Origin of the sequence: Lactococcus muris (genome assembly GCF_042849115.1) — a bacterium.
Classification (GTDB): domain Bacteria; phylum Bacillota; class Bacilli; order Lactobacillales; family Streptococcaceae; genus Lactococcus; species Lactococcus muris.
Genome location: NZ_BAAFQO010000011.1, coordinates 1 through 24,474 on the forward strand (window position 1 = coordinate 1; position 24,474 = coordinate 24,474).

The window sequence follows — 24,474 nt, forward strand, 5'->3', positions numbered from 1 at the left end:
GCCTTCCAAGCCTTCAACCAGCGGGCCATCAATGACCGCATCCGAGAAAACATCCCCGGAGGCCGTGTCCACGACTACTACAACCGTGACACGGAAAACAAGGACGTCTTCGTGGAGAACTATGGCAATGTGCCCCTCATGGCCCGTATCCGCCTCTCCGAGTTCATGGAGAAACGCTCAGTAGGAGATACAGACTTCACCCCTATAGTGAACAATACCATCCGTGACCAAGTGGACACTTGGACGGTCATGCGTCCCTCAGAGACCAACCTCAACACCCGGGTAGGAGACTCGGCAGCCTTCAACACCTACTCCAACCTGACCTTTGGTTGGAGCCGCTCCGGTCAAGATGCCCCATGGTTCATGCCTACCTTCAACCGGGACAACCAAGACCTGATGACAGCAGCGGCAGGACATGCCCGTGACTGGGTCACAAGTACAGCAACAGACGGTGTCACAGACGGCGCCACTCACCCCGGAGACGGTACAGATGCCTACTGGTCCTCTGGCGATAGCTTTGATAACAGCGGACCAGTTTGGCCGGGAGAAGAAGTCACCCATGATGCGGCTCAAAACCTGCAACAAGACCGTGCCCCAATGACCATCAGCCAGTGGGCAGCCTTGCCTAATAACCTGAAAGTCGGGAACTTCTGGGTCATCGACCACCAAACAGGCTGGGCTTACTGGGCCAATCAACTCCAAGCAGGAGAGACCACTTCTTACCTCTTGGATGCAGCAGAGATGACCGCAGCAGCGAATGCTATTCCGGGAGAATATTACTACGGTATCCATGTGGACGGGCAACTGATTAGTCCCGACCGTATCAATGATTTCTTGGCTGCAGATGGAAGCTATACCCACCATGATGACTTGTCAGACTTCTTGACAGCCGTACAGACTGGTTCCATTGATAACAACTGGGGGAACCCAGGACCAGATGACAATGTCCAACCCGACCAAATCAACTTTAGTATCATGGCACCGGGGACCATCTTTACTATGGCTAATGAGCAGTATCGTTATTTGGAGAATCAAGGTGGTGGGAATCATTTGATTATCCGGAATGAGGGTATTACAAACGTTTCATGGGTCAATCAGGAAACGCGTACCAATGAATGGTATGATGCTCTTGATACAACAGTTAGAGCTATGGTTCGGCCTGTAGTTATCCCTGAAGCGGAACCTGTTATGCTAGATAGCGATGTTACATGGATGACTGGACACGGTACACGCTGGTTACCTACTAATATAGAAGATTTCCCAGAAGTTGCTAACGACGTGAGTCGAGTTGATACAAGTGGTAGCTCCCGCGCCTTTTCACTTTCTTTAGCAGATATAGTCCGTTTATCAGGTCCAGAGCGTGCTTTTACTAATCTAGAGAGTCGTGGAGCAGATGTTACCTTTAATTGGTGGCTTCGTACGCGCGGTGGTATTGAGGGAGATTCTACAGTACGTCAGTGGGGAATAACTGGTCTGGGTTCGGCTAATCCTCGTGGTTCAGTTGGGGGATACCATATGTTGGGTATTGCAACTGGACGTGCACTTCGCCCAGCCCTAATCGTCCACCAATAAAATCAAAAAAAGTCAAAACAAAAAATCACCCAACATGGCACTACACATGCCTCATTGAGTGATTTTTTATATTTATTTTAAGAGCTTCCCTTACTCTCCCTATGGAGAACAGGTTTCTTATTTAGGTTAAATGCTATCTAACGTCCGTTTTTGCTCCTCAAAAACCTCCGTTAACTTATGCGCGAAATTGCCCTTGATGGCCCCTTTTAGAGCAGATGAATTCTTAGAAAGCGCTTGTTTTGCTGTAGCCACTTCATGCTTTGACGTTTTCTCCAACTGAGTCCGTTGTTGTCTGCTTTTATCTACAGCAATCAGCCCTTTTATTTGAATTCTTATTTTCTGAAACTCTTTTTGAGCTTTCTTAATAAGTTCATCTACACCATTCATACTTAAGCATCAATCTCCTTCCTTCAATTGACGATATTGTCTATTAAATTCGTGTTCAGCTTCTTCCAACTGCTGTTGAATTTTTCTTTTCTCAGCTTGGAATTTTTCACCGTATTCTTCTGAAAGTTGATGGAGGCGATAGCGTGAAAACTGAGAGGCTTCCGAAGCATCCCCCTCTGCCTCTCGAAGCATTTGAGAGATATCCTTTGATGCCTCTTCCATCAGCTGATTAAAGGTCTGTTCTCCCCGTCTTATCTCCTCTGCCTGTTCTTCCAGCTGTGCTCTTTTGTAGTTATAATCCCGTCTTAATTCTTCTTCTGTAAGCAAAACTCTTTTCCTTAGCCTTTCAATTCTTGTGCCAATTCGGCATCTCTTGCAAGCAGTTCTGAAATTTTCTCCTTGATTTCACGCTCAAGCTGCTTGAATTTGTCGCTCATCTGTTTGACTTGATCCATTTTATGTTGATAGAGTTGTGTCGGGATTCCCACGATATTGTTTTCTGTAAAACCAACACTTTCAAGGGCTGCATAGACTTCCCACTTCTCAAGTTGGCTTCCTACAGCTACTGCATCTGATAAGGTTTTCATCCAGAGGTTTTCTGTCTCTTTAATCCCATTTTGATAGACCTGTATGACATTGGTCATTGCCAGCTGAAACTCTGCGCCAGCGGTGGAAACAATGGCCAGAGCTTGAGCAGAGTCCAGATATATTTTTTCACTAGAGGATAAACCACCCGCACTTTCTGTCAAAGTTTTCTTTAAAACTCCTAAGGCTTCCATCTGCACCTTAAAGGAGTGAGAAAGCTGAGTCATTTTGGAGTTCAGAACAGCTTGCTGTGGGATACCGTGACTTTTTCCTTTCCCATCCAAGATATTTCCTTTTTCATCAAACTTCCACAGATTAAGATCATGGTAATTAAGGGGATTGAGCCCTAGAAAACCATAATTAAGCACAACTTCTGAACCTGTTGTGTCTATCTTCTGACCTAAAACACTCCACAGCAGTTTCCCATTTTTAAAGCGAGCAATGATATCTCCACCATAGCCGACTAAATCCATTTGATTGAGGAAATTTGTTAACATTCCAGGATTTTGTTTTACCCATGCTTTAGCTTGTGGCGACAAGACACTATAAGGGTCTGGGCCGTTAAAGGTTACCGACTGCCAGTGATGCTCTGCGCCTTGTGCTAGAGCAAGAAAAGCACCAAGTGAGTGACCTGTCGTTGAAATATCAGAATACGGGTAAGCTTTAGCCACTTCATTGGCAAAACGATTGGCGGAGTCCAGCTGAAAACCGCTTACAGAACCCATGACATTGAGCCCATCTACGGCTAGGTCTTTCCAGTCTGATGGATTTGTCCCAGCATAGGCAATTACAACTTGGCTGGTATCAGTTTCTCCATCTATTTTCGGAGCTACGGCCATTGCTTGAAAGCCGTTTTCTGTACTATATTCAGACTTCAAAACTTCCCATTTTTTACCATTGACAGTAAAAACGTCCCCTTCATGGAGAACTTGCTTATCTTTTACATTTCTGTCAACACGATAAGCTTCGCTTGCTAAGTTTTTATAATCTTCCGGTGTCATTTTATAATCTCGCGCTCTCCGTTTCCGTAAATTACTTCTAGAGGACTGTCAGAGACATCAGTATTTTTACTTGGCTCATATTTATCGCCAAAAACAATTCCTATCCTATTTCTTTCCAAGCCCATAACAAAAACTTGACCATTTACTGTAACATCAGCATCTATAGACCAAGGCAATCCAATACCGTCAGATGAGCCTTCACCTTTAAAGACAACTTTTGTTGCACGTGGCTCTTCTTTTTTCAAAGTCAAGGCAGCCTGTCTTTGGTACTCTAAATTTTGATTATGTGCTTTTTTGTCCATAAACATTTTTCCTCCAATAGCAAGTCCCAAAATAACAAGCACAGCCGTTATTCCAACTGCTATTCTCTTTGTCTGTTTCGACATGCTTTATTTCCTTTAAAAAAGTAGTCTTTTCAGACTACAAATTTCTTTGATTTAGAACCCAAAACTTTGCGCATCTTGTGCATCACGTTCTGCAACTGTGTCCGCATATTTGTTGAGTTGTTGATTGATGCTTTCTAGCAATTCTTCGAATTTTTGAACATTTTGATAGAGTTGGTTGTACTGTTCCAAGTAAGCTTGGAAGGCTTGACCTTTCCACTCTTCCGCGATTGTGCTGTTCATTGAATTTACACGTTGAATCGCTTGTTCGATTTCTTCCTTAGATTGGATATAAACTTGTGCTTGTTGCTTTAGTTCTTCGGGTGTAACGCTAATTGTTGCCATTTTTATTCTCCTTTAAAATAATATAATATATGTAATAAAAAATTATTACCTTACTTTATAAGAAAACACGCCAAGCAAAAGTGAGAAAACAACATTATTTTCTCACAATATTATTTTATCAACATCTTCTAAAAATGTCAAAAAATATTAGCGGTGAGCACAAGGAGTAAAGAGAGTCACAAAGCTGGAGAGTTCAGCAGTAGAGCAGCTATCATCCCCAGAGAAACAAAAAAATAAGGCCTTTTAAATCAGACCTTATTTATTAACTGTTGAATGATATTATTTTTCGATATTATCTTCTTTGATAAAGTAATTGGGACGTTGTTTCGTCTCAAGAAAGACCTTGGACAAGTACTTTCCAATGATACCTAGAGAGAGAAGTTGCAAACCACCAAGCATCAAGATAAGGATAATGAGTGTCGGAAAACCTTGAACAACTTCACCCCAGAGCAGGGTTTTCAAGGTATAAAAAAGGCTCATTAAAACAGAAATTAAAAAGCTGATAAGCCCAATAAATGTAGCCAAACTCAGAGGTGCATCGGAAAAATTAATGATACCGTCGATGGAGTAGTGAAGCAGTCCCCAAAAGCTCCAGGAGGTTTTTCCCGCGACACGTCCTACATTCTTGTACTCTAAGTATGTCACATCATAACCTACCCAGGAGAATAAGCCTTTGGAAAAGCGATTGTGCTCGGGAAGTTCCAAAATACTATCCACTACCTGCCGAGTCATAAGACGATAATCTCGCGCCCCGTCAACCATCTGCGTGCTTGATATTTTATTGATTATCTTATAAAAAGTTTTTGCAAAGAGAGAGCGGATAAAGGGTTCATCCTTGCGTGAAATGCGCCGTGTTCCAACAATATCATAACCCTCCAAAATCTTGGCATACATTTCATTGAGCATATGGGGAGGGTCTTGCAAGTCAGCATCCATAACCGTAACATAGTCACCTGTGGCTACACGTAGCCCAGCCAGAAGAGCGGCTTCTTTGCCGAAATTTCTAGAAAAACTTATATATTTAATGTTGGAATGTTTTTTGCAGAGCGACTTAATCACGTCAAGTGTCCGATCGGAAGAACCATCATTAATAAAATAAAAGGTTTTGTCTAGAGGTAAATCTAAAGTTTGAGCATTGACCTCATCGACAAACAGCTCAAGGGTTTCCTCTTCATTGTAGGAAGGGACAATGATTGACAATGTCGGCTTTTCCATGACTTGCTCCTTTCTCATTTTTAAACCCTCTATACAGATGAGAAGAGTTAAACTTTTAATATTATATCACAGTTTGATTTGACAGTCTGTTCGAGTTTTTTTATTCTGGCATGACAGGCAGTTCTCTTCTGTGGCACTCACTTTTTTGGACATTTAGCTCCTTCTTGACGAATTTTAGTTTTGTGTGTATAATTAGATAATTAAAATAAAAATGATGTAAAAAACAGATAAATATCTGCTAAAAATGTTTATATCAGGCTCTTTTGAACCTTGATAAAAAGGAGAAATAATTGGCTCTCTTTCAAAAGAAAAAATATATTAAGATTAATCCCAATCGTTCGACGGATCAAAAAGAAAGGACTAAACCTGAAGTCCCAGATGAACTTTTTGCCAAATGCCCTGCCTGTAAGCACAGCATCTATAGGCAAGACCTTGGTGCCAGCAAAATCTGCCCACATTGTGGCTATAACTTCCGGATTACCGCTCCGGAGCGTCTGAAACTTTTAGTGGATGCGGATTCGTTTGAAGAAAGGTTTACAGGAATTGAAAGTAAGAATCCATTGGACTTTCCCAACTATGTTGAAAAACTTGCGGCAACGAAAGACAAGACCGGCTTAGATGAAGCAGTCATGACAGGAATGGCGAGGATTAAAGGGCAGAAGGTTGCTCTAGCCATCATGGACTCGACCTTCATCATGGCTTCTATGGGGACAGTTGTTGGTGAAAAAATAACACGTCTTTTCGAGATGGCAACAGCTGAAAAGCTTCCAGTTCTTATTTTTACAGCTTCTGGTGGGGCGCGTATGCAAGAAGGGATTATGTCTCTTATGCAGATGGCGAAGATATCCGCAGCTGTCAAGAAACATTCTACTGCTGGATTGCTCTATATCACTGTTTTAACGGATCCGACTACGGGTGGAGTGACGGCTTCTTTTGCCATGTTGGGAGATATTATCTTGGCAGAACCACAGTCATTGATTGGCTTTGCGGGGCGACGTGTTATTGAGCAAACTGTACGTCAGACCTTGCCAGATGATTTCCAAAAGGCAGAGTTTCTTTTAAAGCATGGTTTTGTAGATGCGATTGTCAAACGTCAAGAACTGCGTGAAAAGCTGGCCTTACTTTTGAAACTTCATGGAGGTGTGAAAAATGTCTGAAATTGCAGAGGTTATTAATAAAGCGCGTGCCAGTGATCGTATAGCTGTCCGGGATATTATCGCGGAACTTTTCACAGATTTTTTTGAACTTCATGGGGATCGACAATTTACAGATGATGAAGCTATTGTTGGAGGAATTGCTTCTTTTCAGGGGCAAGCCATTACTGTGATTGGCATTCAAAAAGGTAAAAATCTTGAAGAAAATTTAGCGACGAACTTTGGCCAACCCAGTCCAAATGGCTATCGAAAAGCCTTACGTCTGATGAAGCAAGCTGAAAAGTTTAAACGTCCGATCCTTACTTTCGTCAACACTGCTGGCGCCTATCCTGGCATTGAGGCAGAAGAACGTGGACAGGGTGAAGCTATCGCCCGCAATCTATATGAGATGTCTGACTTAAAAGTTCCTGTGTTGACGTTTATCACTGGTGAAGGGGGCTCAGGTGGTGCCTTAGCTTTAGCTGTTGCTAACAAGGTTTACATGTTAGAAAATGCCATGTACTCTGTCCTTTCCCCAGAAGGTTTTGCGACCATTCTCTGGAAGGATGGTTCACGGCGTGATGAGGCGGGAGAACTGATGAAGATTAGGGCCGAAGACCAGCTTAAGATGGGGATTATCGAAGGAATTGTTCCCGAAGAAAATCTCATGGAAAACTTGAAGCAGATTATTCAGACGGAACTTCATAACTTGGCACAGCTGTCAGAAGAAGAACTGCAAGAAAGTCGCTACCAACGTTTCAGAAAATATTAGAACAAGAGAGATATGCAAAAAGCTCAAGAACTTGTCGAAAGGACAGGCTTGAGCTTTTTCATTTTACGGATGGCGGGTTTTGAAAGAGTTATGCATCCTTTTCTCATCAAACACTCATTTCATTTGACCTTTTTTTATACTATAGACTCAGAAAGTAAACGTAACATTAGAAATGTATATGTAATGAAAATCTAAAAGTACAGGTTACGTCAAAGGAGGAGTTTATGACACCAGAAAAGAAAAACCATCGGCGGCTGCGCAACCTCGCGCTCTTATCGCTCTTGTTACTCGCAGTAGGCGGCACCTTCGCCTTCCAAGCCTTCAACCAGCGGGCCATCAATGACCGGCTGAATGAAGTGGAGATCAATGTCGGTGGCCGTGTCCACGACTACTACAACCGGGAGACAGAGAACAAGGACGTCTTCGTAGAAAACTATGGCGAACGGCCAATCATGGCACGGATACGCCTGTCCGAGTTCCTAGAAACCCGCCAACGTGATGAAGCTAACTTCACCCCCTTAGTGGCAGGAACCAGCCGTGACGATGTAGAAAACTGGACCACATGGATTCCCAGCGCAAACGACATCACCGACCGTGCAAACAATAATCCGTCCAATGCCTTCGACCAGTACGCCAACCTCATCTTTGGTTGGGAACGTTCCGGTCAAGATGCCCCATGGTATATGCCCACCTTCAACCATGACAACCTAGACTTAAGAACAGCAGCCGCAGGACATGCGCGGGACTGGATTGAAGGGAGCGGTGCTACAGATGCGGTCACAGACGGCGCGACACATCCGGGAGATGGAATTGATGCTTACTGGTCAGCAGGCGGCAGCTTTGACAACAGTGGTCCAATCTGGCCGGGAGAAGAAGTGACCAACCAAACTGCTCAAAACTTACAACAAGACCGTGCGCCAATGACTATGAACCAGTGGAGCAACTTGCCTAACGAAGACAAGATAGGCAACTTCTGGGTGGTTGACCACAACACAGGTTGGGCTTACTGGGCCAACAGACTGAACAGTGAGCAAGCCAGCTCTTACCTGCTTGATGCAGCGGAGATGACGGCTGCCATTGAGGACAAGGTCTTTAACGGTTTCTACTACTATGGGATTCATGTCGAGAGTGGCTTAGTCAGTCCTGACCAGCATGAGGAGTTCCTCAATGACGGGGAGCAACACCATGCGGAGCTGGAAGACTTCCTCCGTGGTATCCAGAACGGGGTGATGTATGATGACGGCCCGAACCCACTGCCTAACGAAGACAGCCCGCCAGCAGCCTTTGACTTTTCGACCATGCGTCCGGGTCGTATCTTTACCATGGCTGGGGAGCAGTACCGTTATCTGGAGAATCAAGGTTCTGGGAATCATCTGATTATTCGGAACAATGTGATTAGTAATGCTCGTTTTCATAATCAAGAGAGCTTCATTGACACATGGTATAGTGGACTAGATGCATCGGTTAGAAATATGGTGCAACCTGTGGCCAATACTTTTACGACAGGTGCTATTCCACATGAGGATGTAACTTGGACAGATGGGACTATAAATAGACCAACCAATTTGCATGACTTTCCAGAAGCTGATGCAGATGTATCTCGAGTTGTTCCGGGCGGAACGCCACGTGCATTTCCTCTATCTGTGGCAGATGTGACACGTCTTTTTGGTAATAGACAAGAACGGAGACTACTTCACATTCCTCCATATGGTGCTTATTGGATGCTTCGTACTCCCGGAACACCGGGACATGGCTGGCTCGTCTCTATGGGAGGCTGGATAGGTGGTGACTTACCTGATACATGGGGGGACCTGGTGGCGGTGCTCGTCCCGCTCTCATCATCAACCAATAAAACGAAAGAAAAACGTTCATCCGATAAAATGAACGTTTTTATGTTAAATTAATCTTTCTTACCAAACAAAGCAGAAGCGACAAGAACGACGATGACCGCACCAACGATAGAAGGAATCAAAGCCATCCCTGCCAAATGCGGGCCCCAGCTTCCTAAAAGCATTTGTCCAACAAAGGAGCCGAGAAGGCCTGCGACAATATTTGCGATACAGCCCATTTTTGAGCCTTTTGATGTAATTGCTCCGGCAGCCATACCAATCAGAGCCCCAACGATAAGTGACCAAATCATAAAATAATCTCCTTTTTAAATAAATATTCTTATCTTATTTTAACATAAATTTTATTTTGTTTAAAATTTTTGCTTTCCGGAAAGATAATTCTGTTCTCTTTAGCTCAGTTTTGCTAAAATAAAGAGTAAGGAGGATAAAAATGTACGACTTTTATGAATATCCAAAATGCTCGACTTGTCGCAAGGCAAAAGCAACTTTAGAGCGCTTAGGAATTGACTATAATGCTATTGATATTAAGCTGAATCCACCCAAAGCTGAGCAATTTGAAAAATGGTTTGCAGATGTTCCTGTTAAAAAATTTTTCAACACAAGTGGTCTGGTTTATCGTGAGATGGGCCTAAAAGATAAGTTAGCAGACTTGACAGAACATGAAGCAGCAGAACTCTTAGCCTCAAATGGGATGCTGGTTAAACGCCCGCTGATTGTTAAAGAGGGCAACATTGTCTTGATTGGCTTCAAGGAAGAGGCTTATCAAGAGCTGGCTCAATAAGAATAAAAAAGCACGAGTGCGTGCTTTTTTAAATGTTAATTTCTAAAACGATGGGCACATGGTCTTGACGTGCGCCAGAATCCAAAGGTTCTGCTCGTGTAATCTTATCGGCTAAGCAGTCAGAAACAAGCCAATAGTCAATTCTCCATCCGGAGTTATTGATTTTTGCTGTGCGAGAACGTTGGGCGAACCATGTATAAATACTCCGTCCCGGTGCGTAATAACTTTCCACATTGCCATGAATTTTACGGAAGCTATCTGTAAAACCAGCAGCTAATAAGAGACCGAATTTTTCGCGTTCTTGGTCTGTAAAACCAGCAGAATTACGGTTTCCTTTAGGATTTGCAAGGTCTATTTCGGTGTAAGCTGCATTGAAGTCTCCACAGGCAAAGACAGGCTTTTGACTGTCCAACAGTTGCAAGTAGGCGCGATACTGATCGTCCCACTGTCCACGGAGGTCTAAACGATTAAGGGCATCACCTGCATTGGGTGTGTAGACTGTCGTGACGAAAAAATCAGGAAATTCAAGCGTGATGATACGACCTTCGCTATCCATGGGTTCTGGCGCTCCAATTTCCGGCATAGTTATAACTGGCTCAGGCAAGCTTTTCTTATACAGGAACAGCGTCCCCGAGTACCCTTTACGTGCAGGTGGTGTACTGATGCGGTGAACAATTTCATAGTCTGGGAAGTGGCTGCCTAAAACTTCAAGTACCTTGTTTGTTTTTTTGAGGTCACCGTTGAGTTTCGTTTCTTGAATGGCGATAACATCTGCTTTAGATGCAGCAAGCTGTTCGACCACAGCCATTGATAGAGCTGCACGATTACTTGTTCCAGTCAAGGCTGCGTTCAGCGAATCGATATTCCATGAGATAAATTTGTAAGTCATAATCAAATCCTTTTAGCTTTATTAAGTTAATTATAACATACCTTATTGATTGATAATCTCAAAGGAAAACGGGATAGGAAGTATGATGGAGAGAAAAACTCTTAAATACTATTTAGAATAAGAATTCCTTGAAAAGGATATGCTATAATAAAAACAAGGCTTTTTTCAATGCACAATTGGAAAAATACTAATCAAGTGGCTTTCATTAGGCCACGAATTAGGAGAAAAAATGACTGAAAACAAAAACTTTTACATCACAACGCCAATTTATTATCCTTCAGGGAAATTACATCTCGGTTCAAGCTACACAACAATCGCTTGTGACGTTCTTGCACGTTACAAACGTTTGATGGGCTTTGATACCTTTTATTTAACAGGCCTTGATGAACACGGCATGAAAATTCAACGTAAGGCTGAAGAGTTGGGCATGACACCCAAAGAATATTTGGACCCAATGGCGGAAGATGTTAAAGAACTGTGGAAAATGTTGGACATTTCTTATGACAAATTTATCCGCACAACAGACAACTATCATGAAGAAGCCGTTCAAAAGGCTTTTGAGCAACTTTTGGCACAAGACGATATTTATTTGGATAAATATGCGGGTTGGTATTCCGTTTCTGATGAAGAATTCTTTACAGAAGCACAGTTGGAAGAAGTTTATCGTGATGCAGACGGTAAAGTCATCGGGGGTAAAGCGCCATCAGGTCACGAAGTAGAATGGGTCGAAGAAGAATCTTACTTCTTCCGTATGAGTAAGTATGCGGACTGGCTTTTAAGTTATTATGAATCACATCCAGATTTCATCCAACCTGAGATTCGTAAAAATGAAATGATAAATAATTTCATCAAACCGGGCTTGGAAGACTTGGCTGTGAGCCGTACAACCTTCACTTGGGGTATTCCTGTGAAGTCTAATCCGAAACACGTGGTTTATGTTTGGCTTGATGCATTGCTTAACTATGTGACTGCTTTAGGCTATGGTTCAGAGGATACTAGCAAACTGGATAAATTCTGGCCAGGTGTGAACATGGTTGGTAAAGAAATCGTCCGTTTTCACACCATCTACTGGCCGATCATGCTTCATGCTTTGGGTATGCAACCCCCTAAACAAGTCTTCGGTCATGGCTGGTTGGTGATGAAAGACGGGAAAATGTCGAAATCTAAAGGAAATGTTGTTTACCCTGATATGTTGGTGAATCGCTATGGTTTAGACCCTGTACGTTATTACCTCATGCGCGCCTTGCCTTTTGGTTCTGACGGCGTCTTCTCACCAGAAGATTTTATTGACCGTATCAACTATGACTTGGCAAATGACCTCGGGAACTTGCTCAATCGTACAGTTGCTATGGTCAACAAATACAATGGCGGCGTTCTGGTTAAAAATGACGCTTCAACGGAATTTGACGCTGCCTTGGAAACAGTCCTCGCTGAAACTCTGGAAAAATACCACACAGCTATGGATAAGTTTGAGTTCAATGTCGCTTTGAGTGAAGTCTGGGTTCTTATCTCTCGGACGAACAAATACATCGATGAAACAGCCCCTTGGATTCTTGCTAAATCAGAAGAGGACAAGGATAAGCTTAATAATGTACTTTATCATTTAGCAGAAAATCTTCGTGTTGTCGCTGCGCTCTTGCAGCCTTTCATGCGTGCGACAAGTAAGAAAATTTTTGCACAACTCGGCCTAACAGAGGAAGAGTTCTCCTTAGAAGATTTAGCTTTCGGTTACGAATTTACGCATAAAGTTGTAGAAAAAGGTGAACCTGTCTTCCCTCGCTTGGATAAGGAAGAAGAAGTGGAATACATCAAGTTACAGATGGCTGGTGGAAAGCTTCCTGAAAAAGAATGGGTACCAGAGGATGTTAAACTTAATCTCACTTTACCAGAAATTAAGTTTAATGACTTTGAAAAGATTGAGTTGAAAGTTGCTGAAGTTTTGGAAGTCAGCCGTGTGGAAGGTTCAGATCGTCTGCTTCGCTTCAAGTTAGATGCAGGTGATGAAGAACCACGCCAAATCTTGTCAGGAATTGCAGAGTTTTATCCCAACGAACAAGAATTTGTCGGTAAAAAACTGCAAATCGTGGCCAACTTAAAACCACGTAAAATGATGAAAAAATATGTCAGTCAAGGGATGATTCTCTCGGCTGAATTTGATGGCAAGTTGCGCGTGCTCGAAGCACCTGCGGATGTACCTGCTGGATCATTAATCGGATAATAAAAATCCAGAAATGTTTGAGATTTCAAGAGAGTGCAAACTATATTCGTACAGTTTTTATGCGAGAGCAAGCATTCAAAAAGTTACTGCCCTTATCAATTTTGAAGAATTACTGTTGATGATTATCCTATTTTTCATCAAATGGTTAACTGAGAAATTGAGGTAAGGCTTTTTGTGCTAGCTAAAAGCGATTATCGAAAATGATTTTAATGGATTGCTGTCATAACATTAGATAGATAATGAGTAATATTTTTTAGGGATAAAGAGATGAAAAAGAACAAAAAAGGGTTAATGTTTAGTCTTTTATCAGTTTTAATGCTTGTTTTAATCTTAACTATTGGAGGGAAAGTGTACATGAGCAATAAAGAAAGTGAAAATATAGCGAACCAAAGAACTGCGGCTCTTGCTTTTAAGGAGATACAACCGGGAATTGAGGAAATTAAGTTCGATGAAGCAGGAAGCTACTCAGGTGCAGGTGTTTGGTCAGTTGGTGCTACTGTTCTTATTGATGGTCAAACATATAAAGAAATTTTGGTTAAAGAAGGTATAGGGGGTGGAGAACCATTACCTGGACCAGATAAAAACGTTCCAACAAATACACCAATTAAAGTTACATATAGCAATGGGAAGGAGGAAGTGTTGGAATGACAACACCCAAGCAGTATTCTGTTATTGATTCAAAGGTTTATGATACAGATAAAGTAAAAAGTTCGAATGCTTTAAGGAGCGGGGATAAATTTTATGAAGATCCTAATGATAAATCCAGTCAACAATATCAAATTTTAAATACTGTGGATACAAACGACCAACACAACAGTCAGGGCTACGAAAAAAACGGCTTTCAAGGTATGGCTGTTGCGCCGATTGTGAATGGAGAACCCGATTACAATCATGTGATTATTGCTTTTGCAGGGACAAATGCGACAGATTGGCATTTGAATGATTTAAGTGCGGATTTGTCAAATGTTGTATTAGGGTTTGAAAAAGACGGCACATTGGAATCTCAGTTCACCAGTGCCCAACAGTTTTACAAGGAGATGGTAAAGGAATATGGGGCCAGTAATATTGAAGCTGTCACAGGCCATTCTTTAGGTGGTGCTTTGGCTCAAAAGGTAGCAGCAACCAACCATGTCCCCGCAGTTACCTTTTCCACCGCAGGAGTAGGTAAGCAATTAACAGAAGCAGAAAAAGCATGGATAAATGGCAAAGGGAAAAAATTTGTTTTGAACTTCATGCATAAGGGGGACCAAATTTCCTCATGGACACATGCTTCAGATTATGGCACAGCGATTTATGCGGGAGATTTTGGAGATGGAACTTTGTTCTCCGGACATTTTCTTGAGTCTTATCACTTTGGTGAAGATGGGTCATTGAAGGACAATGAAGGGAGAATATGGACAATTACAGATAAAGGGGTCTTGAGTGACGGTATTGAACTTATTCAAAAAAGTTTCAAATCTCAAATGAAGCTCTTGGAAGATTTAAAGGTCCGATTTACTGCGAGTGGAGGAGGCTTATCTTCTGGAGAAAAAATCTATTTAGATGCTGCACAAGCTCTTGCTATTATTTCGACAGCTGGTGCAGAATTTAATCTAGCCATGTTGAATGTTATTAAAAATTATCAAGAGGGGATTAAAAAAGCGGAAGAACTTTGGAAAAAGACACGAGATGAAGCTATACAAATGGGGACTCAATTGGAAAAATGGGAAGTCTATGAAGCTCTTGAAAGTGTAGGTTTTACCGAATATAATGTTGTGGGCGTGCCTCGGCAACAATACCAGATGAAAATTGATAAAATCCGAGAAATGAGTGAGCATTTTACAAACCTTGAGCGTGAAATTAAGGCTAAAATTTCAGAAATAGTGGCTCGTGATGCGGAACTGGCCCAAGAGTTGAAAGGGTGAAAGAAAATATTTTGCTTACAGAAGAAACTTTCCAATCCATATTTTAAGAAGCCAAGGAAATGTTACAGAAGCTTATCAGTTCTCGTGTTATCCTCTTACTCAATTGTCGGAAGAAATAGAAGAAGCAGAACATAACTTCAATCAAAACTATATAAATCTCAATACAAAGGATGAAACATGGATACTATTGATGAAATTATAAAAAATGCGCAAAAGGAAATACAAAAAATAAAAATTCGGTCGAAAGGTTTGGACAGTTTAGTGAATGGCGGTGAACAGCGCATGAAAATTCAAAAAAATTCTGAGTTGGAAGCTGAACAAGCGAAACAGTCACTTTCTAAGAATTCAGCTGCCTTGCAAAAATCCATCAAGGGTAATTTTGCTGATAAGCTAACAGAAACGTTTGAAAAACAAAAACAAACTTTGGAGAACATTTAAAACGATAGTATAGACAAGGTCTTGAGACTTTGTCTTTTTCTCTTCACCAAAGCTATAAGGACATGTTCAAAAAACTAATGATTTTTACGTCATCATCATGCTTTCTATGATTTGTTCACTTCCTTTTGCGCTTCTGAAACAGGTTGTCTCAGCTTGGACTTTGTTTTGCCTATTAAAATATCCCTGTGCAGAGTGGCCTTGAAGATATTCGCAACGCGCAAGTTCAGCTCCATAATGTCCATCGCTGCTTTCTAGGCGTAACTCTGGTGCAACAAGAAAACAGCCTCTGATTTTGGGGCTGTTTGTCTATAGTCGGAGAGGATGGGGTAAAAGTCGGCATTTGTGAAAACTGTAAGGGTAAAATCGCTCAACCCGAGCCTTTTTCTCAGATTCTATTTTTATTTATTTTCTACGTTTTCCCATTTGTTTCAGAACTGCATTGAAGAACTTGATGTAAAGTTTCGGATGGGCACGCGCTGTATGCACCATCAAACGATCTGTGAAAGTATTATAATAACGTGGCTTCGGTTTTTGAGCTGTGGCTGCTTTATAGAAAACTTGGGCCAGATCCGCAGAAGTAGCAGAACTACCAAAGTTACCACTAAGTGCTGCACGCACAGTTTGTACTAATGGTTGGTAAGGACTATTTGGATGAAGATTTTTTTCAGCATTTTCCATAGCAATAGAACTCCAGTTGGAAGCAGTTCCGCCGGGTTGCACGACGATAGAACGAATGCCAAAAGCTTTGACCTCTGTATCTAGCACATCTGACCATTGTTGCAGCGCAGCTTTTGTGGCATGATAAAAGGCACCCAGCGGCATGTACACATCACCACCGATACTAGAAATATTAACAATTCGTCCAAAAGCTTGTTGACGCATGATGGGCAGAACCAGCTGTGTCAATTCCACAGCACCAAAGAAATTCGTCTCAAATTGTTTACGGACATTCTCCATCGGAATCTCTTCAACCGGACCATATTCGCCATATCCCGCGTTATTGACAAGAACATCAATGCGCCCTGTCTGGGCAGTGACGTGTTGGATGAAGGCATGGTTGCTCTTGCTATCGGTCACATCTAATTTGAGGGCAATAATGCCATCGTCAGTTGGAATCTTTTCAACACGACGGGCGCCTGCATAAACCTGCCAACCACGTTGGGCAAAAGTTTTCGCGGCTTCATATCCCATGCCATTTGAAGCCCCGGTAATAATAACGACTTTTTCGCGATTTTCTGTATTTTTCATAGATTCATTCTAGTTAAAACGCAGTCCATTGTCAAGATAGAATTAAAAAATGACAAAAGAAATGACAAATGTTAAAATTAAAGCATTCATAACATGAGTATAGAGAGGGAGGAAATAAAGTATGACATTTGAGGAAATTCTTCCAGAACTTAAAGCTGGTAAAAAAATAGTACGTACGGGTTGGGGAGGAGCAGAAAACTATGTTGCCCTTTATGACAGCATTGTACTTGATAACGGCGAACAACTACAGGTTACACCTTACTTCCTAATTAACGTAGCAGGAGAAGGAGAAGGTTTTAGTATGTGGGCACCTACGCCTTGTGATGTATTAGCAACAGACTGGATTTTAGTCAATGACTGAACAAAAATTTAAGAGAAAAAAGGTTCTAGTCACTGGGGCTGCTAGCGGCATCGGTCAAGCACAGGCGCAAGCCTTTTTGCAAGCAGGAGCAGAAGTAATCGGTGTTGACTTACAAGAATTTACAGCGGACTTCAAAACCATAGTCTGTGACGTTTCCTGCCCTGAAAAGGTAGCACAATTGGCCGCACATGTAGGTGAGATTGATATTTTACTCAATACAGCAGGGCAGTTAGATGACTATCGGGCGATAGAAAACACGGACTTTTCGCTTTGGAAAAAAATTCTAGCAACAAATCTTGACAGCATGTTTCTCATGACTTCCGCCTTTTTACCTCACATGAAACAGAAAAAGTCTGGTGTAGTTATCAATATGGCTTCTGTTGCAGGTTTAGTTGCCGGTGGTGGAGGAATTGCCTATACTGCAAGTAAGCATGCTATTGTTGGTTTTACAAAGCAATTGGCTTTAGATGAAGCACAGCATGGTATCCAAGTTGCAGGGATAGCCCCAGGAGCTATTGATACACCGATGAATGCCAAGGATTTCACTGAAAATAATGGCGAAATGGCAAAATGGGTGGCAGAAGAAACTCCAGCAAAACGCTGGGCAAAGCCTAAGGAAGTCGCAGAACTGACTCTTTTTTTAGCCAGTCCAGAAAGTTCATATTTGACAGGTGCAGTCGTTCCCATCGATGGGGGCTGGACGATAAAGTAAGGAAACTGTGTCAAAAAATTTCAACAAAAAGCTTACGGCGTCTTCAAAACGCCGTGCTTTTTTACTTTGGCTAAGACCTGCAAATTTTTGTTTGCAGCTTTCTTTTGGACAAGCTGCTTTCACTGTGTCCAGAGCTGTTAAATAGGGAGTAATCCTAAATAAGGGCTTTTCCATAGTGTTTCATTCGTCAAAAGACTGGCAGGATACTTGCCTGAATGTTATACTTATTATCCTAAAAGCTAGTTCAACCATGTCGAAAATCTCAATTTTTAGAAAAAATTATGTTCAGGAGTCTGTCAGGATTTAAAAAGAAAACACGGCTTTTCATTATAAGGTAAAACTGTTATAATATAAAAGTTGCGAAAGTTCAGCAACCCTCAGGACTTTTAACCTTTGCCTGAGCATATTACAGGCGGATTTTAGCCGCTAAAGGAGAAAAAATTGAAAAAATCTACCGTTTATGACATGGTTGCGATTGCCATTGTCGCTGCGCTTTATGTTGTTCTTACAATGACACCCCCTCTCAATGCCATCTCTTATGGTCCTGTACAGTTTAGGATATCAGAGATGCTTAATTTTACAGCTTTCTTTAATAAGAAATATATTCTGGCTGTAACCATTGGGTGTATGATTTCAAACTTCCTCAGTTTTACTTGGATTGATGTCCTTGTTGGTGGTTTATCTACTTTAGTTTTCTTGACATTAGGTGTCTTACTTTTTGAACGCTATATGAAACAGTACTTTTTCAGAGGACAGCTCAATAAAGCATTCCTTTATTTCGCTATTTTCTTTTCCCTAAGCATGTTTACCATTGCTCTAGAGTTATATTTCCTCTTTAATTTACCTTTCTTCTGGACTTGGTTCACTTTAGCTCTTGGAGAGTTTATGAGTTTATTTATAGGGGCAATTCTCATGGATAAACTGAGCAAACGTATTGATTTAACACGATAAAAATAGAGAGGTCTAAAAGCCTCTCTGTTTTTAGGTTAGATGAAATTCCAATGTTTAAACGCATTGACAATCCCTTTTTCGGTGTTTTTGCTGCTGACAAAATCGGCAATTTCTTTCAGCTCAGGCACAGCATTTCCCATAGCAGTTCCGTAGTCAGCAGCTTCAAGAAGATGGAGATCATTGCGACCATCCCCGAAAGCATAGGTATTTCCTGTAAAGTTAAGAACTTCCTTGACATGAGTAATCCCAGTTCCTTTATTTGTCGAGATATTGGTGACATCAATAGAAGTTGGTGCATTCATAAAGAAATTAAGCTCAGGAACCTCTGCTTTATAATAATCAACTTGAGAAAGTTTGTCTGTGAGCAGTAGGAGCATATTAACTTCCTCAGATTTATAGCCCTCGGGATTAATTTTGGGAAGGGGCATGTGTGTGTAAGCATATGCTGCATGCACAAAAGGTGTATGGCGGTCCACCCAATAACCATCTTTGCCATAAAAAGCGAGTGCCTCATCTTGTTCAAGAGCTAGGGTATGCAATTTTTCGATATTTGTGACTGAAATAGGATCTTTATATATCGTCTTGCTGTCTAAAACAATATACTGACCGTTCATAGCAACAGCGCCAGTAATTCCTGTTTCCTCCATAATTTTGTCAAGTTCAAAATGACCACGACCTGTCGCAATAAAGGGGAGCACACCATTTTTACGTATTTCATGAATGGCATCAACTACCTCTTTGTCTAATTGACTTTGCGCATTAAGCAAAGTCCCGTCGAGGTCAAAAAAGGCCAAAGCCTTGTAAGCGTTTATATTTTCCATAAATCTATTATATCACAATAGATTTTTTAGTGTCGTTGCGGCGGCTACCTGAATCGTCGGAGGGGGGGATAATTGCTGTATAACAAACATGCGACATTTGTTTTTCCTGTGCTTGTATGATAAATTGAATAGGCAAAAATACAAATATTTGTTTGTTTATAATTCATGCCTTGCCAGCGTGTCTTTTTTATTTCTGGGTAAGTTTGTCACTTTCTTTAATCATTTGAATTAGACCCTCCTGAGTAAGACTAGTATGGTTCACACTCACAGTATTCCAGTGGGTTTTATTCATATGATAACCAGGGAAAACGCCAGAAATTTGTCTCGCTTCTTCGCCGTGTTCAGGAGAAAGTTTTAAGTCGATTAATAGTACATTATCTTTTTCAAATATTAAGCAAATTATTTTTTTATTGGATTTTTGTCTAATCGCTGTCCAAAGAATTTTTTCACGCTTATTGTTGTTAAAAGGGTAGTCTTCATATGAGTTTGTTAGTTCCAATACTAGATTGATTAGTTCTTGTCTTTCCATATATCCTCCTTTTATTTGTATTCATTATAACATTTCAGTCGTTAGATATGCCTTACTCAGGTTAGCCAATAAGCTGTGTTCGATGAGAAAAAAGTGATAAAAAAGAAAAAATTTAAACTTCTTATTGGACTTCTATATGAAAATATCTTATAATGGAAAAGAAAAGGAGACGCTTACAATGAAAGAAAATTACAAAAATGTTTTAGTCGCAGTAGATGGATCCGAACAATCCAATCAAGCTATCCAAGAAGCTGTTGAGATTTCTAAGAAAAACCAAGCTTCCTTGCTTGTTGTACATGTGAAGGATGTGGCACAACTCTATGGCAGTGCCTATATTATGCCTACTGTTCTAGAAGAAGCTGAGAAGCAATCGGCAGAGATTTTGGATGAGGCAGGCAAGATTATTGGTGATAAAGTAGAATATAAGACTTTCCAAGTAAGCGGTTCTCCGAAGAAAGAAATCGTTGATTTTGCAGAAGCAAATGATGTTGATCTTATTGTCTTAGGTTCAACGGGTAAAGGTGCGATTGACCGTGTGTTAGTTGGCTCAACAGCAAGCTATGTAGTGAATCACGCACCATGTAATGTCATGGTAGTAAAGTGAGTGAAAGTCTAAACCTGAAGAAGGCTGACTTAAAGGGAAAAACGCTTGATTGGTGCACAGTATGCTCCAGTTGGGCGTTTTTGTTTTTGTGTAAATTTTGCCTAGAAAACAACCTAGTTTTTTTACTCTCATTCTGAATGTTCTTATCTGTCTGTAAGATATGACAACGCAGGAAAAAATTCTGAGGCTGGCTGCTTCTGTGGTATTTTTTAAACTTATGAAAGACTGATTCAAACTCTGCTAACGAGGAATGATTTTCAGTAGTAATTAAAAGGGAACAGTTGACCTTCACGCAAAAATCCAGTATTGAAAGTTTTCCTCCTAAAATGTTACAATAGACAGTATCACTAAGTTTTAGAACAGAGAAATACTATGTCGGTAAAAAGAAAAACAAAAAGTAAAGCAAAACGCTCCACAGCTAAAAAAACAGCAGCAAAAAAATCAACACAGAAATTTTGGACGGCAAATAAAAAAATGGCGGCTTTTTTTGGCAGCTTTCTCCTTATCGTGTTTGCCTTAGCACGTCTAGGTCTTTTTGGTGTATTTTTATATAATATCATACGCATTGCAGTCGGTTCTTTAGCAATTGTCTTCTTGCTACTGGTGTTGTTTGTCATGTTTATGATGGTTTTTAAAAAAGATTTCTTTCGTGAAAATAAGCGTTTTTTACCTGGACTGCTTCTTTCTTTCTTTGGCCTTCTCTTAGTTTTTCAAGCAAGATTTGATGCGCTCTATCCTGGAAAAAAAGTTCTGACTTTAGCAATAATAGATTTGAAAAAGGGACAAGTGACTGAGTTTTTGGGTGGGGGATTTTTAGGAGACTTATTTTTTGCACCTTCCAAATCTCTCTTTTCAGTGGTTGGCGTTTATATTATTGTAGGCACTTTATGGCTCATTGCAATTTATCTCATGGCTCCTGCCTTACTTGCCCGTTTGCGGCTCTTTGTTCATAAAAATGTGAGCGCAATCCGTGAAAGTTTGGCCAAAAGGGCTGAGGCAAAACGAGCAAAGGCACTATTGAAAGAAGAAACACGTGCGCAAAAAGAAGCAGAAAAGAACGTGAAAGATTTGGAAGAAAACGAAGCTGCCTTGTCTGTAGAGTCAAGTTCAGTTTCCAATGCAGAGGTTCCGATAGCGATTCCAGATACTTCAAGTCCAACCGTGGAAGAACAAGAAAGAGTAGATCAAGAACCGATAAACTTTGAGCGATTAGATGATGAGGGCTTTTATCAGCTTCCAATGATTGATCTATTGGAGGAAATTCCAACTAAAAATCAAACAAGTGAACGAGAAAATGTTCGAAGAAACATCCAGATATTAGAACGTACTCTAGAGTCGTTCAAAATCTCAGCAACAGTTGAATCGGCAGTTGTAGGACCATCAGTTACGAAGTATGAGATTAAGTTGGCGACAGGTGTCAAAGTATCTCGTGTTGTGAATCTTTCGGATGATTTAGCATTAGCCTTAGCAGCAAAAGATGTGCGTATCGAAGCGCCCATACCAGGGAAGTCCCTCATTGGTATTGAGATTCCCAACAGCGAAGTTGCGACTGTTGGATTTCGCGAACTTTGGGAAAATGCCAAGCCCAAAACAAACAGTTTGCTGGAGCTTCCTCTAGGAAAAGCTTTGGATGGCAGTATTCGGACCTTTGACTTAACACGAATGCCTCATTTACTTGTGGCAGGTTCAACGGGTTCAGGGAAGTCCGTTGCGGTCAATGGTATTATTACCTCTATTTTGATGAAAGCTTTGCCAAGTGAGGTGAAATTCCTCATGGTTGATCCTAAAATGGTTGAACTTTCTGTTTATAATGACATTCCTCATCTGCTTATCCCAGTGGTTACTCATCCGCGTAAAGCAGCGCGTGCCCTCCAGAAAGTGGTAGATGAGATGGAAAACCGCTATGAACTGTTCAGTCAGGCAGGGGTACGTAATATCGCAGGCTATAATGAAAAGATAGAGAAGCACAATGCCCAATCCCCAGAAAAGTATCAGACGCTTCCTTTAATCGTTGTCATTGTTGATGAGCTATCGGACTTGATGATGGTGGCCAGTAAAGAAGTTGAAGATGCGATTATCCGCTTGGGACAAAAGGCTCGTGCAGCTGGAATACATATGATTCTAGCTACACAGCGTCCTTCTGTTGATGTTATTTCGGGGCTAATCAAGGCAAATGTTCCTTCACGTGTCGCTTTTGCAGTGTCAAGCGGTACTGACTCTCGAACTATTATTGATACAAATGGTGCTGAGAAACTTTTAGGACGCGGGGACATGCTTTTCAAGCCAATTGATGAAAACCACCCTGTTCGCTTACAAGGGGCTTTCTTATCAGATGACGATGTTGAAGCAGTGGTCAGCTTTATCAAAAATCAATCTCAAGCAGACTATGATGAAAGCTTTGATCCCGGGGAAGTTGAAGACGAGGGGAATAAAGCTTCTTCTACAACAAGTTCAGCTGACCCTCTTTTTGATGAAGCCCGACATCTTGTCATTTCTGCTCAAAAAGCATCAACTGCTCAACTGCAACGCGCACTTAAGGTTGGGTTCAACCGGGCCTCAGATCTAATGAATGAATTGGAGGCAGCTGGTATTGTGGGTCCAGCTAAAGGAACAACACCGCGTAAAGTTCTCGTCACACAAGACGGAGAGTTTCTCAATGGACAGGAGCTTGATGAAGAATGAATGCCTTTGATGAATTAGAAAAAATAAAAAGAGCGGGTCTGCCTCAACTATTGGTTCTCTACGGTGAAGAAGAAGATGTTGTTCAAGAACTGAAAAGCCGTCTCTTAGAGTTTGTACAATTTGACAATGCAGATTTGGGCCAAGCTTATTTTGACTTGACTCCAGCTAACGCAAACTTAGCTTTGGAAGAGTTGGAGAGTCTTCCTTTCTTCGTGGAGCAAAAGTTAGTTATTCTAGAAAATTTGTCTAATTTGACAACAGCTAAAAAGACGGTTTTTGATGACAAACAGCTTTCTCGTTTCGAAAATTTTTTGAATCATCCTGTAGAGACAACACAGCTTATTCTTATTTTGCATGGCAAGTTGGACAGTCGTTTGAAGCTGACGAAGAAGCTTAAGACCCAAGCGACTCTTTTAGAGGCTCAGGAACTTAAGCCACAGGAGTTAACCAGAGTTTTTGCAGATACAGGTTTTTCCAGCGGTGTTCTTCAACGAGTATTTGAAAAATCTAATTTTTCTTTCCCAGTGGTTAAACAAAATCTTTCCTTGCTCAAAACTTATGTTGGCGAAAGAGAAGTGACAGTCGAGGATGTTGAAAAGGTTGTTCCTAAGTCACTTCAAGACAATATTTTTCTACTGACAGATCTGATTTTGAAAGGAAAGGTGGCTGAAGCACGCGAACTTGTTCACGATTTAATCCTGCAAGGCGAGGAACTTATCAAAATATTGGTTATTTTAACCAACTCTTTTCGCCTGTATTATCAGGTTAAAGTGATGCAAAGCAAAGGCTGGAATGAAGCAAAGCAAACCTCTGCTCTCAAAATTCATCCCTATCGTATCAAATTGGCAAATCAACAGGTAAGAAAAATGCAGGAGAACTATTTGTCTAGAGCATTATTGTCTCTCATTGAACTTGATTATAAAATAAAGAGTTCAGGTGTGGATGCAAATTATTTGTTCGATTTAGCCTTGATTAAGTTAGCTTTGAAAGACTTATAGTAAGCCACTCAAGACGATTGTTTTCACTGATGGGCTGACTTGAAAAATGGGAAAAAATCTGCTATGATAAAAAGTGATAAAACTTTGATATGAAA

General features: G+C 41.1%; 25 protein-coding genes, 1 pseudogene and 1 riboswitch. Of the genes and pseudogenes, 15 read left to right on the forward strand and 11 right to left on the reverse strand.

The window, feature by feature from the left end; translation table 11 throughout:
• Nucleotides 1-1,572: hypothetical protein (locus tag ACGHCK_RS07420; protein WP_394304521.1), on the forward strand; the 1,572-nt coding region annotated here is incomplete at its 5' end.
• 126 nt (nt 1,573-1,698) lie between these two features.
• Here ACGHCK_RS07420 and ACGHCK_RS07425 read toward each other — a convergent pair.
• From ACGHCK_RS07425 to ACGHCK_RS07450, 6 genes are all read right to left on the reverse strand, one after another.
• Nucleotides 1,699-1,959, reverse strand: coding sequence for a hypothetical protein (locus ACGHCK_RS07425; protein WP_202231605.1), 261 nt, complete (start codon nt 1,957-1,959; stop codon nt 1,699-1,701).
• 9 nt (nt 1,960-1,968) lie between these two features.
• Nucleotides 1,969-2,286, reverse strand: a complete 318-nt coding sequence (locus tag ACGHCK_RS07430; RefSeq protein ID WP_251423990.1) for a hypothetical protein — start codon at nt 2,284-2,286, stop codon at nt 1,969-1,971.
• A gap of 11 nt (nt 2,287-2,297) precedes the next feature.
• On the reverse strand, nt 2,298-3,545 hold the full coding sequence (locus ACGHCK_RS07435; protein WP_271328002.1) for an alpha/beta hydrolase family protein: 1,248 nt from the start codon (nt 3,543-3,545) through the stop codon (nt 2,298-2,300).
• The gene (locus tag ACGHCK_RS07440) at nt 3,542-3,931 is read right to left on the reverse strand and encodes a hypothetical protein (protein ID WP_251423992.1); all 390 of its coding nucleotides are present in this window, start codon (nt 3,929-3,931) and stop codon (nt 3,542-3,544) included. Before ACGHCK_RS07440 ends, ACGHCK_RS07435 begins: the two co-directional genes overlap by 4 nt.
• 51 nt (nt 3,932-3,982) lie before the next feature.
• Complete coding sequence (locus tag ACGHCK_RS07445; RefSeq protein ID WP_202231601.1) at nt 3,983-4,273, reverse strand: WXG100 family type VII secretion target; 291 nt, start codon at nt 4,271-4,273, stop codon at nt 3,983-3,985.
• 279 nt (nt 4,274-4,552) lie between these two features.
• A complete protein-coding gene (locus tag ACGHCK_RS07450) occupies nt 4,553-5,488 on the reverse strand; it encodes a glycosyltransferase family 2 protein (protein WP_251423993.1) in 936 nt (311 codons plus the stop codon).
• A gap of 290 nt (nt 5,489-5,778) precedes the next feature.
• Here ACGHCK_RS07450 and accD point away from each other — a divergent pair, with 290 nt between their 5' ends.
• The 3 genes and pseudogenes from accD to ACGHCK_RS07465 all read left to right on the forward strand — a co-directional run bounded on the left by accD (nt 5,779) and on the right by ACGHCK_RS07465 (nt 9,245).
• Entirely contained in the window at nt 5,779-6,645 is an 867-nt protein-coding gene (gene accD, locus ACGHCK_RS07455; protein ID WP_251423994.1) for an acetyl-CoA carboxylase, carboxyltransferase subunit beta, read from the forward strand.
• Nucleotides 6,638-7,393 carry an acetyl-CoA carboxylase carboxyl transferase subunit alpha gene (gene accA / locus ACGHCK_RS07460; protein ID WP_251423995.1) on the forward strand — a complete coding sequence of 252 codons (756 nt, stop codon included), beginning with the start codon at nt 6,638-6,640 and terminating at the stop codon, nt 7,391-7,393. The genes accD and accA overlap by 8 nt, the downstream gene beginning before the upstream one ends.
• Before the next feature lie 224 nt (nt 7,394-7,617).
• A pseudogene (locus tag ACGHCK_RS07465) lies at nt 7,618-9,245 on the forward strand (hypothetical protein).
• 48 nt (nt 9,246-9,293) lie between these two features.
• Here the strand turns inward: ACGHCK_RS07465 and ACGHCK_RS07470 are convergent.
• Nucleotides 9,294-9,533, reverse strand: coding sequence for a GlsB/YeaQ/YmgE family stress response membrane protein (locus ACGHCK_RS07470; RefSeq protein WP_202231067.1), 240 nt, complete (start codon nt 9,531-9,533; stop codon nt 9,294-9,296).
• A 140-nt stretch (nt 9,534-9,673) separates the two neighbouring features.
• Here ACGHCK_RS07470 and ACGHCK_RS07475 point away from each other — a divergent pair, with 140 nt between their 5' ends.
• Nucleotides 9,674-10,024, forward strand: coding sequence for an arsenate reductase family protein (locus ACGHCK_RS07475; protein WP_251423168.1), 351 nt, complete (start codon nt 9,674-9,676; stop codon nt 10,022-10,024).
• Between the two features lie 28 nt (nt 10,025-10,052).
• On the opposite strand, the gene ACGHCK_RS07480 is transcribed toward ACGHCK_RS07475, so the two are convergent.
• On the reverse strand, nt 10,053-10,913 hold the full coding sequence (locus tag ACGHCK_RS07480) for an exodeoxyribonuclease III (protein WP_271328000.1): 861 nt from the start codon (nt 10,911-10,913) through the stop codon (nt 10,053-10,055).
• A 229-nt stretch (nt 10,914-11,142) separates the two neighbouring features.
• Here ACGHCK_RS07480 and metG point away from each other — a divergent pair, with 229 nt between their 5' ends.
• The 4 genes from metG to ACGHCK_RS07500 all read left to right on the forward strand — a co-directional run bounded on the left by metG (nt 11,143) and on the right by ACGHCK_RS07500 (nt 15,473).
• Nucleotides 11,143-13,131, forward strand: coding sequence for a methionine--tRNA ligase (gene metG, locus ACGHCK_RS07485; RefSeq protein WP_271327999.1), 1,989 nt, complete (start codon nt 11,143-11,145; stop codon nt 13,129-13,131).
• A 267-nt stretch (nt 13,132-13,398) separates the two neighbouring features.
• Nucleotides 13,399-13,779, forward strand: coding sequence for a hypothetical protein (locus ACGHCK_RS07490; RefSeq protein WP_251423159.1), 381 nt, complete (start codon nt 13,399-13,401; stop codon nt 13,777-13,779).
• A complete protein-coding gene (locus ACGHCK_RS07495; protein WP_251423156.1) occupies nt 13,776-15,035 on the forward strand; it encodes a lipase family protein in 1,260 nt (419 codons plus the stop codon). The genes ACGHCK_RS07490 and ACGHCK_RS07495 overlap by 4 nt, the downstream gene beginning before the upstream one ends.
• 177 nt (nt 15,036-15,212) lie before the next feature.
• A complete protein-coding gene (locus ACGHCK_RS07500) occupies nt 15,213-15,473 on the forward strand; it encodes a hypothetical protein (protein WP_251423153.1) in 261 nt (86 codons plus the stop codon).
• 402 nt (nt 15,474-15,875) lie between these two features.
• Here ACGHCK_RS07500 and ACGHCK_RS07505 read toward each other — a convergent pair whose 3' ends face one another.
• On the reverse strand, nt 15,876-16,721 hold the full coding sequence (locus tag ACGHCK_RS07505) for an SDR family NAD(P)-dependent oxidoreductase (protein WP_251423150.1): 846 nt from the start codon (nt 16,719-16,721) through the stop codon (nt 15,876-15,878).
• Nucleotides 16,722-16,842: 121 nt separating this feature from the next.
• Between ACGHCK_RS07505 and ACGHCK_RS07510 the strand changes: the two genes are divergently transcribed.
• The 3 genes from ACGHCK_RS07510 to ACGHCK_RS07520 all read left to right on the forward strand — a co-directional run bounded on the left by ACGHCK_RS07510 (nt 16,843) and on the right by ACGHCK_RS07520 (nt 18,745).
• On the forward strand, nt 16,843-17,082 hold the full coding sequence (locus ACGHCK_RS07510; protein WP_251423147.1) for a DUF2829 domain-containing protein: 240 nt from the start codon (nt 16,843-16,845) through the stop codon (nt 17,080-17,082).
• On the forward strand, nt 17,075-17,794 hold the full coding sequence (locus ACGHCK_RS07515; RefSeq protein WP_251423144.1) for a 3-oxoacyl-ACP reductase: 720 nt from the start codon (nt 17,075-17,077) through the stop codon (nt 17,792-17,794). The genes ACGHCK_RS07510 and ACGHCK_RS07515 overlap by 8 nt, the downstream gene beginning before the upstream one ends.
• A gap of 339 nt (nt 17,795-18,133) precedes the next feature.
• A riboswitch (PreQ1 riboswitch) is annotated at nt 18,134-18,237 on the forward strand.
• On the forward strand, nt 18,236-18,745 hold the full coding sequence (locus tag ACGHCK_RS07520) for a QueT transporter family protein (protein WP_251423141.1): 510 nt from the start codon (nt 18,236-18,238) through the stop codon (nt 18,743-18,745). It overlaps the preceding riboswitch by 2 nt.
• A 35-nt stretch (nt 18,746-18,780) precedes the next feature.
• Here the strand turns inward: ACGHCK_RS07520 and ACGHCK_RS07525 are convergent, their stop codons facing one another.
• Nucleotides 18,781-19,566 (reverse strand): Cof-type HAD-IIB family hydrolase, encoded by a 786-nt coding sequence (locus ACGHCK_RS07525; RefSeq protein ID WP_251423138.1) that lies wholly within the window; start codon nt 19,564-19,566, stop codon nt 18,781-18,783.
• Nucleotides 19,567-19,753: 187 nt separating this feature from the next.
• Complete coding sequence (locus ACGHCK_RS07530; RefSeq protein WP_202231078.1) at nt 19,754-20,095, reverse strand: MmcQ/YjbR family DNA-binding protein; 342 nt, start codon at nt 20,093-20,095, stop codon at nt 19,754-19,756.
• Between the two features lie 178 nt (nt 20,096-20,273).
• On the opposite strand from ACGHCK_RS07530, the gene ACGHCK_RS07535 reads away from it, so the two are divergent.
• The 3 genes from ACGHCK_RS07535 (at nt 20,274) to holA (ending at nt 24,379) form a co-directional block, all read left to right on the forward strand.
• On the forward strand, nt 20,274-20,699 hold the full coding sequence (locus ACGHCK_RS07535; RefSeq protein ID WP_251423135.1) for a universal stress protein: 426 nt from the start codon (nt 20,274-20,276) through the stop codon (nt 20,697-20,699).
• A 372-nt stretch (nt 20,700-21,071) separates the two neighbouring features.
• The gene (locus ACGHCK_RS07540; protein WP_271327998.1) at nt 21,072-23,381 is read left to right on the forward strand and encodes a DNA translocase FtsK; all 2,310 of its coding nucleotides are present in this window, start codon (nt 21,072-21,074) and stop codon (nt 23,379-23,381) included.
• Nucleotides 23,378-24,379, forward strand: coding sequence for a DNA polymerase III subunit delta (gene holA, locus ACGHCK_RS07545; RefSeq protein ID WP_251423129.1), 1,002 nt, complete (start codon nt 23,378-23,380; stop codon nt 24,377-24,379). Before ACGHCK_RS07540 ends, holA begins: the two co-directional genes overlap by 4 nt.
• Nucleotides 24,380-24,474 lie beyond the last annotated feature (95 nt).